Genomic DNA, 13,862 nt, shown 5'->3' on the forward strand with positions numbered 1-13,862 from the left:
CGGTGCAGGGTGGGCTCGGGAGGGCTGGAGTTGCCCCCTGGTGGCGAGGGTCACGAGGGGAGCGGTTCCACGGAGGTCCCGCCCGGCGCGGTGTCCCTGGCACGTCCGATGGGCGCGGGGTCGATCGGACCGGAACTGGACTGGGACGCGGGCGCCTGGCTGGAGGTGCGCACCCGGGCCCAGCGGGCGGGCCGCGCCTACATCTGGCTCAACCTCGTCGAGCAGCGGCTGCGCGCGGTCGTGGCCGCCGTGCTGCGCCCCGTCTACGAACCCGTCCACGGTGACGACTGGGTGGTGGCCGCCGCCGGGCCGGCCGGTCAGGAATGGGTGCAGCGGGCCGTGGCGGTGCGCGAAGTCAGCCGCCGCAAGGGCTACTTGCTCGACCCGGCCGACGACAACGTGCTCAGCTTCCTCACGCTGCCCCAGCTGCGCGAGCTGATGGTGCAGCACTGGCCGTGCTTCGAGCCGTACTTCGACGAGCGCCGGGACCTCGAACTCGCCCTGGACGAGCTGGAGGTGACCCGGAACGTCGTCTCCCGCAACCGGGCGCTGTCCGAGGCGGTGCTCAACCAGGCCGAGCGCGCCTCCGCGCGGCTGCTGGACCTGCTCGGTGCGGCCGGTGACGTGCCCTCGGCGGGCCGGCTCCCGGTCGACGCGGTCGAGGACCTCGTCGGCGCCCGGTACGCGGACGTGGTCGCCGTGCACTCCGACCGGGTGCGGCTGATGGGGCAGTTCCCGGCCGAGGACATGTTCGGCGGGGCCCGCCGCCTGGACGCCATCGGCATCGGGCTCAACCTGCTGGTGCAGAACTTCTCCGGCCGCCGCCTGGTCCGCCTGGCCGAGTCCGGCTGCCGGGTCCGGCTGCTCTTCCTCAACCCCGCCTCCAGCGCGGTCAAGCGCCGCGAGCGCGAACTCGGTATGAGGCGGGGTGAGTTGGCCCGATCGGTCGAGATGAACATCCTGCACATGCGCCGGGTGCGCTCCCGGCTGCGCGACCCGGGCGCCTTCGAGATCCAGGTGTACGACGAGACGCCGCGCTTCACCGCCTACCTGGTGGACGGCGACGGGGCCGACGGCATCGGCGTGGTGCAGTCCTATCTGCGCGGGGCGCGCGGCATGGAGTCGCCGGTGCTGGTGCTGCGGGGCGGCAGCCGGGTGGTCAAGACGGACCAAGTGGGCGAATCGGGACTCTTCCCCACCTATCGGGAGGAGTTCGAGCTGACCTGGGCGGACTCGCGCCCGGTGTCCTGAGGGACGCCCGCGGCGGGCGGCCGGATGCGTTGTCAGTGCCCCGTGTCATGGTGGAGGCCACTGGGGGAACGCACCACCAAGAAGGGGGGCCGCCCATGGGCTGGCACCGGGAGCCGCTGATCGGCTTCGACCTGGAGACGACCGGGACCGACCCGCGTCACTCGCGCATCGTCACGGGAGCCGTGCTGGAGGTCAGGGCCGGCGAGCCCGTGGCACGCCGGGAGTGGCTGGCCGATCCGGGCGTGGAGATACCCGCCGACGCGGTCGCCGTGCACGGCATCAGCAACGAACGCGCCGCGGCCGAGGGCCGCCCGGCCGACCAGGTCGCCGACGCCCTGGCCGCCGCGCTGGTCTCCGCCTGGGAGGCGGGCATGCCGGTCGTCGCCTACAACGCCGCCTTCGACCTCACCCTGCTCTCCGCCGAGCTGCGCAGGTACGGCCTGCCCTCGCTCGCGGACCGGCTGGGCGGTCGCGCTCCGGCTCCGGTCGTCGACCCGTACACCATCGACCGCAAGGTCGACCGCTACCGCAAGGGCAAGCGGAACCTGGAGGCCGTCTGCGCCGAGTACGGCGTGGTGCTGGACGCGGCCCACGACGCCGCGGCCGACGCCCTGGCCGCCGCCCGCCTCGCCACCGCGATAGCCGAGCGGTACCCGAAGATAGCCGGGCTCGGTCTGGCGGAGCTGCACCGCGGCCAGATCGAGTGGTACGCCGAATGGGCCGCCGGTTTCGAGGCGTTCCTGCGGCGCAAGGGGGAGACGGAAGCGGTGATCGACCGCGTCTGGCCGCTGCGTGAGCTGAGCGACGAGGTGCCCGTGCCCTCGGGCGGCCCGGCCCGGCCGCTGCCGGACGCGGTCAGAACGGGTACCAGCGCACCGACTCGTCCCCGTCCCTGAGGGACGCCACCCGGCGCTCGAACTCGGCAAGCGCCTTGGGGTTGGCCGGTGCGTGCTGGGCGACCCAGGCGCAGCTCGCCGTCTCGCGGGCGCCGCGCAGCACCGAGCAGCCCTCCCACTCGCGCACGTCCCAGCCGTAGGCCGAGGTGAAGTCGTCGTACGCCTCGGCCGGCAGGCCGTAGCGGTCGCGGGAGAGGGCCATCACCACGAGGTCGTGCTCGCGCAGATCGGTGGAGAAGGTCTCCAGATCCACCAGGACCGGCCCGTCCGGGCCGATGAGCACGTTGCGGGGCAGCGCGTCCCCGTGGATCGTGCCCGGCGGCAGGTGGGGCGTCAGCGCGGCGGCCGCCGAGGCGAAGCCGTCGCGGCGGGCGCGCAGGTAGGCCGCGTCCCCGGGGTCGATCGCGTCGCCCGCCAGCCGCAGCCAGCGCTCCACCCCGCCCAGCAGTTCGCGGGGCGGCAGCGGCACCGGGGGAGCGGGCAGGGCGTGCACCAGCCGGAGCAGTCCGGCCAGATCGCCGGGTCCGGCGGGGCGCGAGGACTCGGGCAGCCGGTGCCACACGGTCACCGGGTGGCCGTCCACGAGCAGCGGCTCGGGCTCCGCCGCGCGCACGGCGGGCACCCCGGACTCGGCCAGCCAGGAGGCCACGGCCAGCTCGCGGCGGGCCCTCTCCAGCAGCTCGGCGTGCCGGCCCACCTTGACCACCAGGTCCCCGGCCGCGAACACCGCGTTCTCGCCCAGCGAGAGCAGACGCGCGTCCGCGGTGAGGGGGAGCGCCTCCGACCGGGCCAGTACCGCTCGCGCCCGTGCCTCGTCCATCGTCCCGCCTCCGTGCCCCGCTTCCGGCGCCGAGTGGCCCCGCTCCGGGTCAGTCTCGCATTCGCACAGGTCGGACGGTGTGTGAGGTCCCTTGACGGAGCGCGCCGCGTTCACGACCATGAGCACGCCAACCGCGCCAGGCGAAGGGGCTGATTCCATGACGACGCCGGTCGAAGTGCGGCGCCCGGCCGCGCGCACCGGCGGCGGCCGCGACCACACCGTCTGGTTCCTGGTGCTGCCCGCCCTGATCCCGATCCTCGTGCTCAGCGTGGGCCCGCTGCTCTACGGCGTCCTGCTGTCCTTCACCGACGCCCAGTCCGGCCGCACCGCGCCCACCCGCTGGATCGGCGCCCTGAACTTCCAGGACCTGCTGCACGACACGCTGTTCTGGGAGTCGTTCCGGATCGGCCTGGTGTGGGCGGTCGGCGTCACCGTGCCCCAGTTCCTGCTGGCGCTCGGGCTGGCCCTGCTGCTCGACCAGGACCTGAGGCTGCGCTGGCTCGCCCGCGCCCTCGCCATCGTCCCCTGGGCCATGCCCGAGGTGGTCGTCGGCATCATGTGGCGCCTGGTCTACAACCCGGACGCGGGCATCCTCAACGAGACCCTGCGCGACCTCGGCCTCGGCGACGGCCGGGACTGGCTGAGCGGACTGGCCACCGCGCTGCCCGCCGTCGTCGTGGTCGGCATCTGGGCCGGGATGCCGCAGACCACGGTCGCCCTGCTCGCCGGGCTCCAGAACACCCCGCGCGAACTCCACGAGGCGGCCGCCATGGACGGCGCGGGCGCCTGGCGCCGGTTCCGTACGGTCACCTGGCCCGCGCTCAGACCCGTGGCCCTCTCCATCACCGCGCTCAACCTGATCTGGAACTTCAACTCCTTCGCCCTGGTGTACGTGCTCACCAGCGGCGGACCCGGCGGAAAGACCCGGCTGCCCATGCTGTTCGCCTACGAAGAGGCATTCCGCTACGGCCAGTTCGGTTACGCGGCCGCGATGGGCTGTGTGATGGTCGCGGTGATCTCGATCGTGCTCGCGGTGTTCCTCGCGGGCCGGCTGCGGGGAGGCGAGGACGCGTGAGGACCCGGCCCGCGGCCCGTGCGGGGCAGTACGCCGCCCTGCTGGCCTATCTGGTGTTCCTGGCGTTCCCGTTCCTGTGGCTGCTGTCCACCGCGTTCAAACCGCCCCGCGAACTCGGCAGCCTCCACCCCACCTGGATACCGCGCCACCCCACCCTCGCCAACTTCCGCCAGGCGTTCGACGAACAGCCCCTCCTGCACGCCGCCCTCAACTCCCTGCTCGCGGCGCTCGGCGCGGCCGTGATCGCCGTGCTGATCGCCACCCCCATGGCCTACGTCATGGCCCGGCACCGCACCCGGCTCGCGCGGGCGGCGGGCGGCTGGGTCGTGGTGAGCCAGGCGTTCCCGTTCGTGCTGGTGATCATCCCGCTGTTCCTGGTGCTGAAACGGCTCCGGCTGATCGACTCCCTGGCAGGGCTCACCCTGGTCTACGTGGTGTGGTCGCTGCCGTTCGCGCTCTGGATGCTGGTCGGGTACGTCCGGGCGGTCCCCGCCGAACTGGAGGAGGCGGCCGCCGTCGACGGGGCGGGCAGGCTGCGGACCCTGGTGTCGGTGACGGCGCCGCTGCTCGCGCCGGGCATCGCGGCGACCGCGCTGTTCGCCTTCGTCACGGCGTGGAACGAGTTCTTCTTCGCGCTCGTGCTGCTCAAGAGCCCCGGCCACCAGACCCTGCCGGTCGTCCTCACCCATTTCATCGGCGCCGAGGGCGTCGCCGACCTCGGCCCGCTGGCCGCGGCCGCCTTCCTCGCCACCCTGCCCTCCCTCGTGGTGTTCGCCCTCCTCCAGCGGCGCATCACCGGGGGCCTGATCGCCGGAGCGGTGAAGAGCTGATGCGGACCAAGGCCACCACGGCGGTCGCCGCCCTCCTGCTGCTCCTCGCGGGCTGCTCCGCGGGCGGCCATGACGACGGCGGCCCCGTCACCCTGCGCTTCCAGTCCCTGGCCTGGCAGCAGGAGTCCGTCGCCGCCAACAAGGAACTCGTGCGGGAGTGGAACGCCGCCCACGACGACGTCAAGGTCGAGTACGTGCAGGGCAACTGGGACGGGGTGCACGACCAGCTGCTCACCTCCTTCGAGGGCGGTGAGGCCCCCGACGTCATCCACGACGCCTCCGACGACCTGGCCGACTTCGCCTACGGCGGCGACCTCGCCGACCTGACCGGCCTGCTGCCCGCCCGCCTCAAGTCCGATATACCGCAATCCAGTTGGCAGGCCACCACCTTCGGCAAGGGCGTCTACGGCGTGCCCTTCCTCCAGGAACCCCGCGTGCTCGTCGCCAACTCCGCCTGGCTGCGTAAGGCCCACGTGCGCATCCCGACGCCCGCGCACCCGTGGAGCTGGGCGGAGTTCAGGCGGATCACCCGGCAGCTCAGCGGCGACGGCAGGTTCGGCGTGGCCTGGCCGCTGAAGGAGCCCGTGTCGGTCACCCTCAACCTCGGGCTCTCCGCGGGCGGCACGCTCTTCCAGCGGGGGAGCGACGGCAAGGTGAGCGTGCGGTTCGGGGCCGCCGACGCCGTCGTACCGCGCACCGTGCACGACCAGGTCGCCCGCGACCGCAGCGCGCCCGCCTCGACCCTCGGCAGCGGAGGCTCGGACACCCTGCCCGGCTTCTTCGGCGGGCGGTACGCGATGGTCCCGCTGGGCTTCTCCTACCGCCAGCAGATCGAGCAGCAGGCCCCCGAGGGCTTCGAGTGGGAGGTACTGCCCGCCCCGGCCGGCGCCGACGGGCTCACCCAGGGCGTCAGCCCGCAGACGCTCTCCATCGCCGAGGACTGCCCGCACAAGAAGGAGGCCGCCGCGTTCATCGACTTCCTGCTCCGGCCCGGCAACATGGTCCGGCTCGCCCTCGGCGACTGGATGCTGCCCACCGGGACCCGCGCCCTCGCCGACCCGGCCCTGCACACCGCCGAGTACGGCTGGGCCACCGGCACCGCCCTGGCCGGCAGCCTCCGACCGGCGCCCGCCCAGTCGGTGCGCGGCTACCCGGAATGGAAGGACAAGATCGCCACCCCGGCCTTCCAGGCGTACTACAGCGGTGCCATCGGACTCGGCGAACTGCGCACGCGCCTGGAGAAGGACGGAAACCTGGTGCTCGCCCGCTACCAGCGCTGAGCGCACGGGGAAATTCGCTGGAGCGGGCCGTCCGGCGGCACCTAGCCTCAAGACCATGACCCCCCGCGACCCCGCACACATCGCCATGTTCTCCATCGCCGCGCACGGCCATGTGAACCCCAGCCTGGAGGTGATCAGGGAACTCGTCGCCCGCGGCCACCGCGTCACCTACGCCGTCCCGCCGGTCTTCGCCGAGAAGGTCGCCGCCACGGGTGCCGTCCCCGTGCCCTACACCTCCACCCTGCCCGGTCCCGACGAGGACCCCTCGGCCTGGGGAGACACGCTGCTGGACAACGTCGAGCCCTTCCTCGCCGACGCCGTGCAGGCGCTGCCGCAGCTGGCCGAGGCGTACGAGGGCGACGAACCCGACCTCGTCCTGCACGACATCGCCTCCTACCCCGCCCGCGTCCTGGCCCACCGCTGGGGCGTGCCCGCCGTCTCCCTCTCCCCGAGCCTCGTGGCCTGGGAGGGCTACGAGAAGGAGGTCGGGGAGCCCATGTGGGAGGAGCCCCTGAAGACCGAGCGCGGCCAGGCGTACTACGCCCGGTTCGCGGCGTGGCTCGCGGACAACGGCATCACCCGGCATCCCGACCCGTTCGTCGGCCGCCCCGCCCGCTCCCTGGTGCTCATCCCGAAGGCGCTCCAGCCGAACGCCGACCGGGTGGACGAGCGCGTGTACACCTTCGTGGGCGCCTGCCAGGGCGATCGCGCGGACCAGGGCACCTGGCAGCGGCCGCCCGGCGCCGGGAAGGTGGTCCTGGTCTCCCTCGGCTCCGCCTTCACCAAGCAGCCCGCCTTCTACGCCGAGTGCGTGCGCGCCTTCGGCGGCCTGCCCGGCTGGCACCTCGTCCTGCAGATCGGACGCCACGTGGACCCGGCCGGACTCGGCGAGCTGCCTGACAACGTCGAAGTGCACTCCTGGGTACCCCAGTTGGCGGTGCTCCGGCAGGCCGACCTGTTCGTCACCCACGCGGGCGCGGGCGGCAGCCAGGAAGGGCTGGCCACCGCCACCCCGATGATCGCCGTCCCCCAGGCCGCCGACCAGTTCGGCAACGCCGACATGCTCCAGGCGATCGGTGCGGCCCGCACCCTGCTCACCGAGGACGCCACCGCCGACCGCCTCCGCGAGACCGCGCTGCGCCTGGTCGACGACCCCGAGGTGGCCCGCGTACTGCGGGAGATCCAGGCCGGCATGGCGCGCGAGGGAGGCACGACGCAGGCCGCCGATCTGATCGAGGCGGAGCTGCCGGGGCGCTGACCCCGGTGGAGAAACGTTGGTGAACCAGTCACAAGATCGTGGAGGAGTTGCCGGGCGCCCGTTCCATCCGACAGAGTTTCCCGCAGCGGGCGTACCGCCCGGTACGGCCGTCGTGCCCGCCCCCACGGGGCACGACGGCCGTTCTATCGTGGGCGGATGACGACGACGTACGCGGCGCTGCTGCGCGGGATCAACGTGGGCGGGGCCAGGAAGCTCCCGATGGCCGACCTGCGCACCTTCCTGACCGGGCTGGGCCATGGCGACGTGCGCACCCATCTCCAGAGCGGCCAGGCCGTGTTCACCGCCGCACAGGGCGACGAGGGCGTGCTGGCGGGGGAGTTGAGCGCGGCCATCGAGGAGCGGTTCGGCTTCGCCGTCGACGTGATCGTGCGCGACCACGCCTATCTGACGGCGGTCGCGCAGGCGTGCCCCTTCCCTGCCGACACGCTGGAGCCCAAGCAGGTGCACATCACCTACTTCTCCGCGCCCGCGGACGCCGGGCGCTTCGCCGGGATCGACACCGCCGCCCGTCTCCCGGAGGAGTTCCGCCTCGGCGACCGGTGCCTGTACCTCTACGCACCCGACGGGCTCGGCCGCTCCAGGCTCGCCGAGGAGCTGAGCCGCCCGCGCGTCACCAAGGGCCTGATCGCGACGACCCGGAACTGGAACACCGTGCGCAAACTGGTCGAGCTGACCGGCTGAAGGGGCCCTCTACCGGACCGGCGGGGAATGTCAACCCCCGTTCACTCCAAAGGGGTTGATTGCTGGTGCCGTCCGCCGTCTCGTGGGTAAGGTCGCCGACCGAGCCGCCCGGCACGCTTCCCTCGCCGCAGCCCGGCCCCGTCAGGCCCCCCGGATCAGGAGTGAGGACACAGACGTGAACGCGTACAACCACCCCGGCAGCACCTCCGGCCGCCCGGTACCCGGCGGCGACGGAACCGATCTGGAGACCTTGATCCAGCTCTCTGACGGGCTCGTCGCGGCGCTGCACGCGGAGTACCCGGTGCTCCTCCCGCACGGCGAGATCATCGCGGCCGAGCTGGCCCTCGCCGCCGACGACGGCTTCCCGCCCAACCGCGGCCGCATCCGCCACCAGCTCGACGACCTCTGCATCGGCGCCGCCGCCGGTACCGGCACCCTCGAATACACCCGGCGCCTGACCACCGCGCTCAAGCTGTAGCGGGTGTCTCGCCGGTTACGCCGGCTCAGGCGCCCACGGCCACCGGGACCGAGCGCAGCGCCTCGGCGTAACGGTCCAGCAGCACCCGCGCCACCTCCGGCGCCGGGCCCAGGACACCGGCCAGGACGTCCGCCCCGGCCGCGCCCCGCGCGATCCGGTCCGGCAGGAAGCCCGGCGCCAGCACGTACGGCGCGACGGCCACCCGCTCGCAGCCCTGGTCGCGCAGCTCCCGCACGGCGTCCTCGGTGCGCGGGAGCGAGGCGGAGGCGAACGCGGGCCGCACGGCGCACCAACCGGTACGCCACCACTCCCGCGCGATGTCGGCGATCACCGCGATCGCCTCCGGGTCGGAGGACCCCGCCGAGGCCAGCACGACCCCGGTCGAGGACTTGTCGGCGGGGTCCAGCCCCGCCTCGTACAGACGCCGTTCCAGCGCCGAGACCAGCAGCGGCGACGGGCCGAGCACCTCCGCCTGCCGGATGCGCATCCCGCGCGGCGCCTCCCGCAGCACGGCCGGGACGTCCGCCTTGGCGTGGAAGGCGCGGGTCAGCAGCAGCGGCTGGGCCACCACCTCCCGCACGCCGTCGGCGGCCAGCGACCGGAGCACCCCGCTCACCGAGGGCACGTTGAAGTCGAGGAAGCCGGTCACCACCCGCAGGTCCGGCCGCATCGACCGGACCCGGGCGACCAGGGCGTGCACCGTCGCGGCATGCCGGGGATCACGGCTGCCGTGGGCGACTACCAGGAGAACGGGTGCGTGGGACATGGCGGTTCAGCTCTTCACCATGAGGCCCCGGCTGCGCAGCACCCACCGCTCCAGCGGACTGAAGATCAGCAGGTCGACCGCGATGCCGACGAACAGGATCAGCAAGATGGCCTCGAACACCATCGCCATGTCCAGGGCGTTGCGGCCGTTCTCCAGCAACTGGCCGAGACCGACGCCCAGATCGGGGAAGGACGCGATGATCTCCGCAGCCATCAGCGACCGCCAGGCGAACGCCCAGCCCTGCTTCATGCCGGCCACGTAGCCGGGCAGCGCGGCCGGCAGCGTGATGTGCCAGACCCCGCGCAGCCCGTGGGCGCCCATGGTGCGGCCCGCCCGCAGGAACAGCGGCGGCACCTGGTCGATGCCGGACACCAGGCCGTTGGCGATGGACGGCACCGCGCCGAGCAGGATCACCGCGTACATCATCGAGTTGTTCAGCCCCAGCCAGATCACCGCCGGGGGCACCCACGCCACCGAGGGCAGCGACTGCAGGCCGGACAGGATCGGGCCGATGGCCGCCCGCACGAAGCGCACCCGCGCCACCAGCAGCCCCAGCGGGGTGCCGATGAGCAGCGCCAGCCCGAAGCCGAGCAGGCCGCGCGAGACGCTGGTCCAGATGTAGCCGAGGAGCCGGCCCTCCAGCCAGTCGCGCCGGACCGCCTCCCACACCGCCTTCGGCGCGGGCAGCTTGGTGGGGTCGGAGACCACCCCGAAGGACACCAGGGCCTGCCAGACCAGCAGCACCACCAGGACCGCGACGACGGGCGGCACGACCTTGGTGACCAGGGTCTGCCTCAGCGGCGCCCGGGTGCCGCCCCGGGTCTCCAGGGCGTCGAGGCCCGCCTCCACGCTCCCCGTGTCGGCGGCCGGTTTCGTCTCAGTGCTGGCCATGGCGGCGGATCTCCCCTCGCAGCGCCTCGGTGATCTCCAGGGACAGTTCCGCCACCGGCGCGTCCTCGATGCGGCGCGGCTGCGGGATGTCCACCGCCCACTCGTGCGCCACCTTGCCCGGCCGGGAGGACAGCAGCACGACCCGCTGGGCCAGCCGCACGGCTTCGCGCACGTTGTGCGTCACGAACAGCACGGACAGGCCGGTCTCCGCCCACACCCGGGTCAGTTCGTCGTGCAGCACGTCCCGCGTGATGGCGTCCAGTGCCGCGAACGGCTCGTCCATCAGCAGCAGTCCGCTCTCCTGGGCCAGCGCGCGGGCCAGCGCCACCCGCTGCCGCATGCCGCCGGACAGTTCGTGCACCCGCTTCCCGTACGCGCCCTTCAGCCGGACCAGTTCGAGCAGGGACTCGGTCTTCTCGCGGCGGTCGGCCTTCGGCACGCCCCGCAGCCGCAGGGCGAGTTCGATGTTCTTGCCCGCGGTCAGCCACGGGAAGAGGGCGTGCTCCTGGAACATCAGGGCCGGGCGGCCGTCGGTGCCGATCGACCCGGTGGTCGGCCGTTCCAGGCCGGCCACCAGGTTGAGCAGGGTCGACTTGCCGCAGCCCGAGGCCCCCAGGAGGGTGACGAACTCGCCGGGCGCGACATCGAGGCTGATGTCGTCCAGCACGAGCTGCTGCCCGCCCGGTCCCGGAAAGGACTTCGAGACGTGGTCGAGGCGGGCGGCGTAGTCGACCGCCGGGCCGGCCTCGGCGAGGGTGGTGGCCATGGTCGTCACCTCCTGGGGACTCAATCGTTCGCGTCGGTCAGTCGGTGCCGAGCCCGGCGGCGTCGACCTCGGGAGCGCCCTCGGAGCCGAGGACCTTGTTGAGCAGGGTCAGGTCGTAGATGCCCTTGAGGTCGGGCTCGGCCAGCAGGCCCGCCTTGACCGCGTGCGCGGCCTCGGTGTTCAGCGTCGCGGCCAGCGGGTCGTCGGTGGTCTGGATCGACTTCCACGCCGGGTCCAGCACGGCGGGGGGCAGCGCCTTGCCGGAGTCGGCCCGGAGCTGCTTGTTCGCCGACGCCTTCGCCTCCTCCGGGTTGGCCTTGATCCACTTGTTGGTGCGCACCGAGGCCCGCAGGACCGCCTCGACGGCCTTCGGGTGCTCCTTGAGGAACTTCTGCGACACGATCACGTTGGTGATCACGAACTTCTTGTCCGGCCACAGGCCGGCCTCGTCCAGCAGCACCTTGCCGCCCTCGGCGACCAGCTTGGACGCGGTCGGCTCCGGAACCCAGGCGCCGTCCACGGAACCGGCCTTGAAGGCGTCCGGGGTCACCTTGTTGTCGCTGCGGACGACCGTGACATCCCCCTTGCCGCTCTGCGCGTCGACCTTCCAGCCACGCTCCGCCGCCCAGTTGAGGAAGGCGACGTCCTGGGTGTTGCCGAGCTGGGGCGTGGCGATCCGTTTGCCCTTCACGTCCCCGACGGACTTGATCTTCTTCGGGTTCACGACGAGCTTGACCCCGCCGGACGCCGAACCGCCGATGATCTTCAGGCTGCGGCCGCCGGACTTGGTGTATCCGTTGATCGCGGGGGAGGGGCCGATCCAGCCGATGTCGATGGAGCCGGAGTTGAGCGCCTCGATCTCGGAGGGGCCCGCGTTGAAGGTGGCGTAGTCGGCCTTCGTGGCGCCCAGTTCCTTCTGGAACAGGCCCTGTTCGCGGCCGACGAGCGCGGTGGCGTGGGTGAGGTTGCCGAAGTAGCCGATCTTGACGGAGTCCAGGCCGTCGATCTTCTTCGCCCCGGCGGCGACCTTCTGGTTGGCGGCGTCGTTCTTGGCCTCGGACCCGTAACCGCAGGCCGCGAGGGCCAGCAGCGGGAGTACGGCGAGGACGCTGAGGCCGCGGCGCGGCAGCGGCGATCGGGTGGCAGACACGGGAGGCGTTTCCTCTCGTCGGCCCGGCGGTCACGGATCAGGCCGTGGCCGGGAGGTCGATGGGTCTTCGTCGTCGCAACCGGGACGTCGTCGGGTGGGGGGAGGGCGTCGCGTGGGGGTACGGGGCGCGCGAGCGGTGCGCGTACGTCAGCGCGCACATCGTGCGACCCCGCCCTGTCCGGAGCCCAGCGCGCCGCTGCCGATGCGGCCGCCCTCCTTGGCGAACGTCGAGAAGACCTCGGTGGTCCGCATGGTCAGAAGTCCCACCCGTCGTCGTCGGCCTCCGTCACGGGCTCGGGCGCGGCGAAGGACTCGCCGACCATGCCCGCGGTGAGGGTGGTGCCGTCGCCGGGATCGATCAGGATGAAGGAACCGGTGCGGCGCGAGTCGGCGTAGGAGTCGACCGGCAGCGGCTCGGCGGTGCGGATCTTCACCCGGCCGATGTCGTTGGCGGCCAGCGTGCCCGGATGCGGGTGCAGGGACAGGTCGTCCAGGGTGAGCCGGGACGGGATGTCCTTGACGATCGCCTTCACCGTGCGGGTGCCGTGCTTGAGCAGCACCCGGTGGCCGACGGTCAGCGGCTGGTCGGCGACATGGCAGACGGTCGCCTCCACGTCCTGCGTGGTCGCGGGCGCGTCCTTGCTCGGCACGATCAGGTCGCCGCGCGAGACGTCCACGTCGTCGGCCAGCAGCACGGTCACCGACTGGGTGGTCCAGGCGACGTCCACCGGCTCGCCCAGCAGGTCGATCCCGGCGATCCGGCTGGTGCGGCCGGACGGCAGCACCGTGACCTCCTCGCCGACCCGGAAGGAGCCGGCCGCGATCTGCCCGGCGTACCCGCGGTAGTCGGGGAGTTCGGCGGTCTGCGGGCGGATGACGTACTGCACGGGCAGCCGGGCGTGGCAGTGCGACAGGTCGTGGCTGACCGGAACCGTCTCCAGGTGCTCCAGCACGGTCGGGCCGCCGTACCAGTCCATGCGGGCGGAGGCGTCGACCACGTTGTCCCCGGCGAGCGCCGAGATCGGGATCGCGGTGACCTCGGGGACGCCCAGCTCCGTCGCGTACGCCGTGAACTCCTCGGCGATGGCGGCGAAGACGCTCTCCTCGTAGCCGACCAGGTCCATCTTGTTCACGGCGAGGACGACGTGCGGGACGCGGAGCAGGGCGGCGATGGCCGCGTGGCGGCGGGTCTGCTCGACCACGCCGTTGCGGGCGTCGACCAGGACCACGGTCAGTTCGGCGGTGGAGGCGCCGGTGACCATGTTCCGGGTGTACTGCACATGCCCCGGGGTGTCGGCCAGGATGAAGCGGCGGCGCGGGGTGGCGAAGTAGCGGTAGGCCACGTCGATCGTGATGCCCTGCTCCCGCTCGGCCCGCAGGCCGTCGGTGAGCAGCGCCAGGTCCGGCGCCTCCTGGCCCCGGCTCGCCGACGCCCGCTCCACGGCCTCCAACTGGTCCACCAGGACCGACTTGGAGTCGTGCAGCAGCCGTCCGACCAGGGTGGACTTGCCGTCGTCGACGGAGCCCGCGGTGGCGAACCGGAGCAGGGTGGTGGCCGACAGCGCCTCGGCGGTGATCGTGCTCATGGTCAGAAGTACCCCTCGCGCTTGCGGTCTTCCATGGCGGCCTCGGAGAGCTTGTCGTCGGCGCGGGTGGCGCCGCGTTCGGTGAGGCGGGAGGCGGCGATCTCGGTGATGAC

At 72.7% G+C, this 13,862-nt stretch carries 14 protein-coding genes and 1 pseudogene; 8 read left to right on the top strand and 7 right to left on the bottom strand.

Translation table 11 applies throughout. The annotated features are described in order from the left end of the window. Nucleotides 1-9 precede the first annotated feature (9 nt). Complete coding sequence (locus tag ABZ898_RS28545; protein ID WP_361664964.1) at nt 10-1,251, top strand: SAV2148 family HEPN domain-containing protein; 1,242 nt, start codon at nt 10-12, stop codon at nt 1,249-1,251. A gap of 95 nt (nt 1,252-1,346) precedes the next feature. Further along, complete coding sequence (locus ABZ898_RS28550) at nt 1,347-2,147, top strand: exonuclease domain-containing protein (RefSeq protein ID WP_361664967.1); 801 nt, start codon at nt 1,347-1,349, stop codon at nt 2,145-2,147. Here the strand turns inward: ABZ898_RS28550 and ABZ898_RS28555 are convergent. Next, entirely contained in the window at nt 2,107-2,967 is an 861-nt protein-coding gene (locus ABZ898_RS28555; RefSeq protein ID WP_361664970.1) for an aminoglycoside phosphotransferase family protein, read from the bottom strand. The genes ABZ898_RS28550 and ABZ898_RS28555 overlap by 41 nt on opposite strands. Nucleotides 2,968-3,124: 157 nt before the next feature. Between ABZ898_RS28555 and ABZ898_RS28560 the strand changes: the two genes are divergently transcribed. The 6 genes from ABZ898_RS28560 to ABZ898_RS28585 all read left to right on the top strand — a co-directional run bounded on the left by ABZ898_RS28560 (nt 3,125) and on the right by ABZ898_RS28585 (nt 8,590). Beyond that, complete coding sequence (locus ABZ898_RS28560) at nt 3,125-4,042, top strand: sugar ABC transporter permease (protein WP_361664972.1); 918 nt, start codon at nt 3,125-3,127, stop codon at nt 4,040-4,042. Continuing rightward, a complete protein-coding gene (locus ABZ898_RS28565) occupies nt 4,039-4,872 on the top strand; it encodes a carbohydrate ABC transporter permease (RefSeq protein ID WP_361664975.1) in 834 nt (277 codons plus the stop codon). Before ABZ898_RS28560 ends, ABZ898_RS28565 begins: the two co-directional genes overlap by 4 nt. Further along, the gene (locus tag ABZ898_RS28570) at nt 4,872-6,152 is read left to right on the top strand and encodes an extracellular solute-binding protein (RefSeq protein ID WP_361664978.1); all 1,281 of its coding nucleotides are present in this window, start codon (nt 4,872-4,874) and stop codon (nt 6,150-6,152) included. Before ABZ898_RS28565 ends, ABZ898_RS28570 begins: the two co-directional genes overlap by 1 nt. Nucleotides 6,153-6,207: 55 nt before the next feature. After that, nucleotides 6,208-7,410 carry a macrolide-inactivating glycosyltransferase gene (gene mgt, locus ABZ898_RS28575; RefSeq protein ID WP_361664981.1) on the top strand — a complete coding sequence of 401 codons (1,203 nt, stop codon included), beginning with the start codon at nt 6,208-6,210 and terminating at the stop codon, nt 7,408-7,410. 156 nt (nt 7,411-7,566) lie between these two features. Beyond that, the gene (locus ABZ898_RS28580) at nt 7,567-8,112 is read left to right on the top strand and encodes a DUF1697 domain-containing protein (protein ID WP_361664983.1); all 546 of its coding nucleotides are present in this window, start codon (nt 7,567-7,569) and stop codon (nt 8,110-8,112) included. 175 nt (nt 8,113-8,287) lie between these two features. Beyond that, nucleotides 8,288-8,590 carry a hypothetical protein gene (locus ABZ898_RS28585; protein ID WP_361664986.1) on the top strand — a complete coding sequence of 101 codons (303 nt, stop codon included), beginning with the start codon at nt 8,288-8,290 and terminating at the stop codon, nt 8,588-8,590. Between the two features lie 25 nt (nt 8,591-8,615). On the opposite strand, the gene ABZ898_RS28590 is transcribed toward ABZ898_RS28585, so the two are convergent. The 6 genes and pseudogenes from ABZ898_RS28590 to ABZ898_RS28615 form a co-directional block, all read right to left on the bottom strand. After that, a complete protein-coding gene (locus ABZ898_RS28590) occupies nt 8,616-9,356 on the bottom strand; it encodes a sirohydrochlorin chelatase (RefSeq protein WP_361664989.1) in 741 nt (246 codons plus the stop codon). Between the two features lie 6 nt (nt 9,357-9,362). After that, nucleotides 9,363-10,247 carry an ABC transporter permease gene (locus ABZ898_RS28595; RefSeq protein ID WP_361664992.1) on the bottom strand — a complete coding sequence of 295 codons (885 nt, stop codon included), beginning with the start codon at nt 10,245-10,247 and terminating at the stop codon, nt 9,363-9,365. Then, entirely contained in the window at nt 10,234-11,013 is a 780-nt protein-coding gene (locus tag ABZ898_RS28600) for an ABC transporter ATP-binding protein (RefSeq protein ID WP_361664995.1), read from the bottom strand. The genes ABZ898_RS28595 and ABZ898_RS28600 overlap by 14 nt, the downstream gene beginning before the upstream one ends. Before the next feature lie 37 nt (nt 11,014-11,050). After that, nucleotides 11,051-12,163 carry an aliphatic sulfonate ABC transporter substrate-binding protein gene (locus ABZ898_RS28605; protein WP_361664998.1) on the bottom strand — a complete coding sequence of 371 codons (1,113 nt, stop codon included), beginning with the start codon at nt 12,161-12,163 and terminating at the stop codon, nt 11,051-11,053. Between the two features lie 254 nt (nt 12,164-12,417). Beyond that, nucleotides 12,418-13,749: a GTP-binding protein gene (locus ABZ898_RS28610; protein ID WP_361665001.1), complete on the bottom strand. Its 1,332-nt coding sequence runs from the start codon at nt 13,747-13,749 to the stop codon at nt 12,418-12,420. 2 nt (nt 13,750-13,751) lie between these two features. After that, a pseudogene (locus ABZ898_RS28615) lies at nt 13,752-13,862 on the bottom strand (sulfate adenylyltransferase small subunit); the annotation flags it as partial.

It is taken from the genome of Streptomyces sp. NPDC046860 (genome assembly GCF_040645115.1).
In the GTDB taxonomy this organism is placed as follows: Bacteria; Actinomycetota; Actinomycetes; order Streptomycetales; family Streptomycetaceae; genus Streptomyces.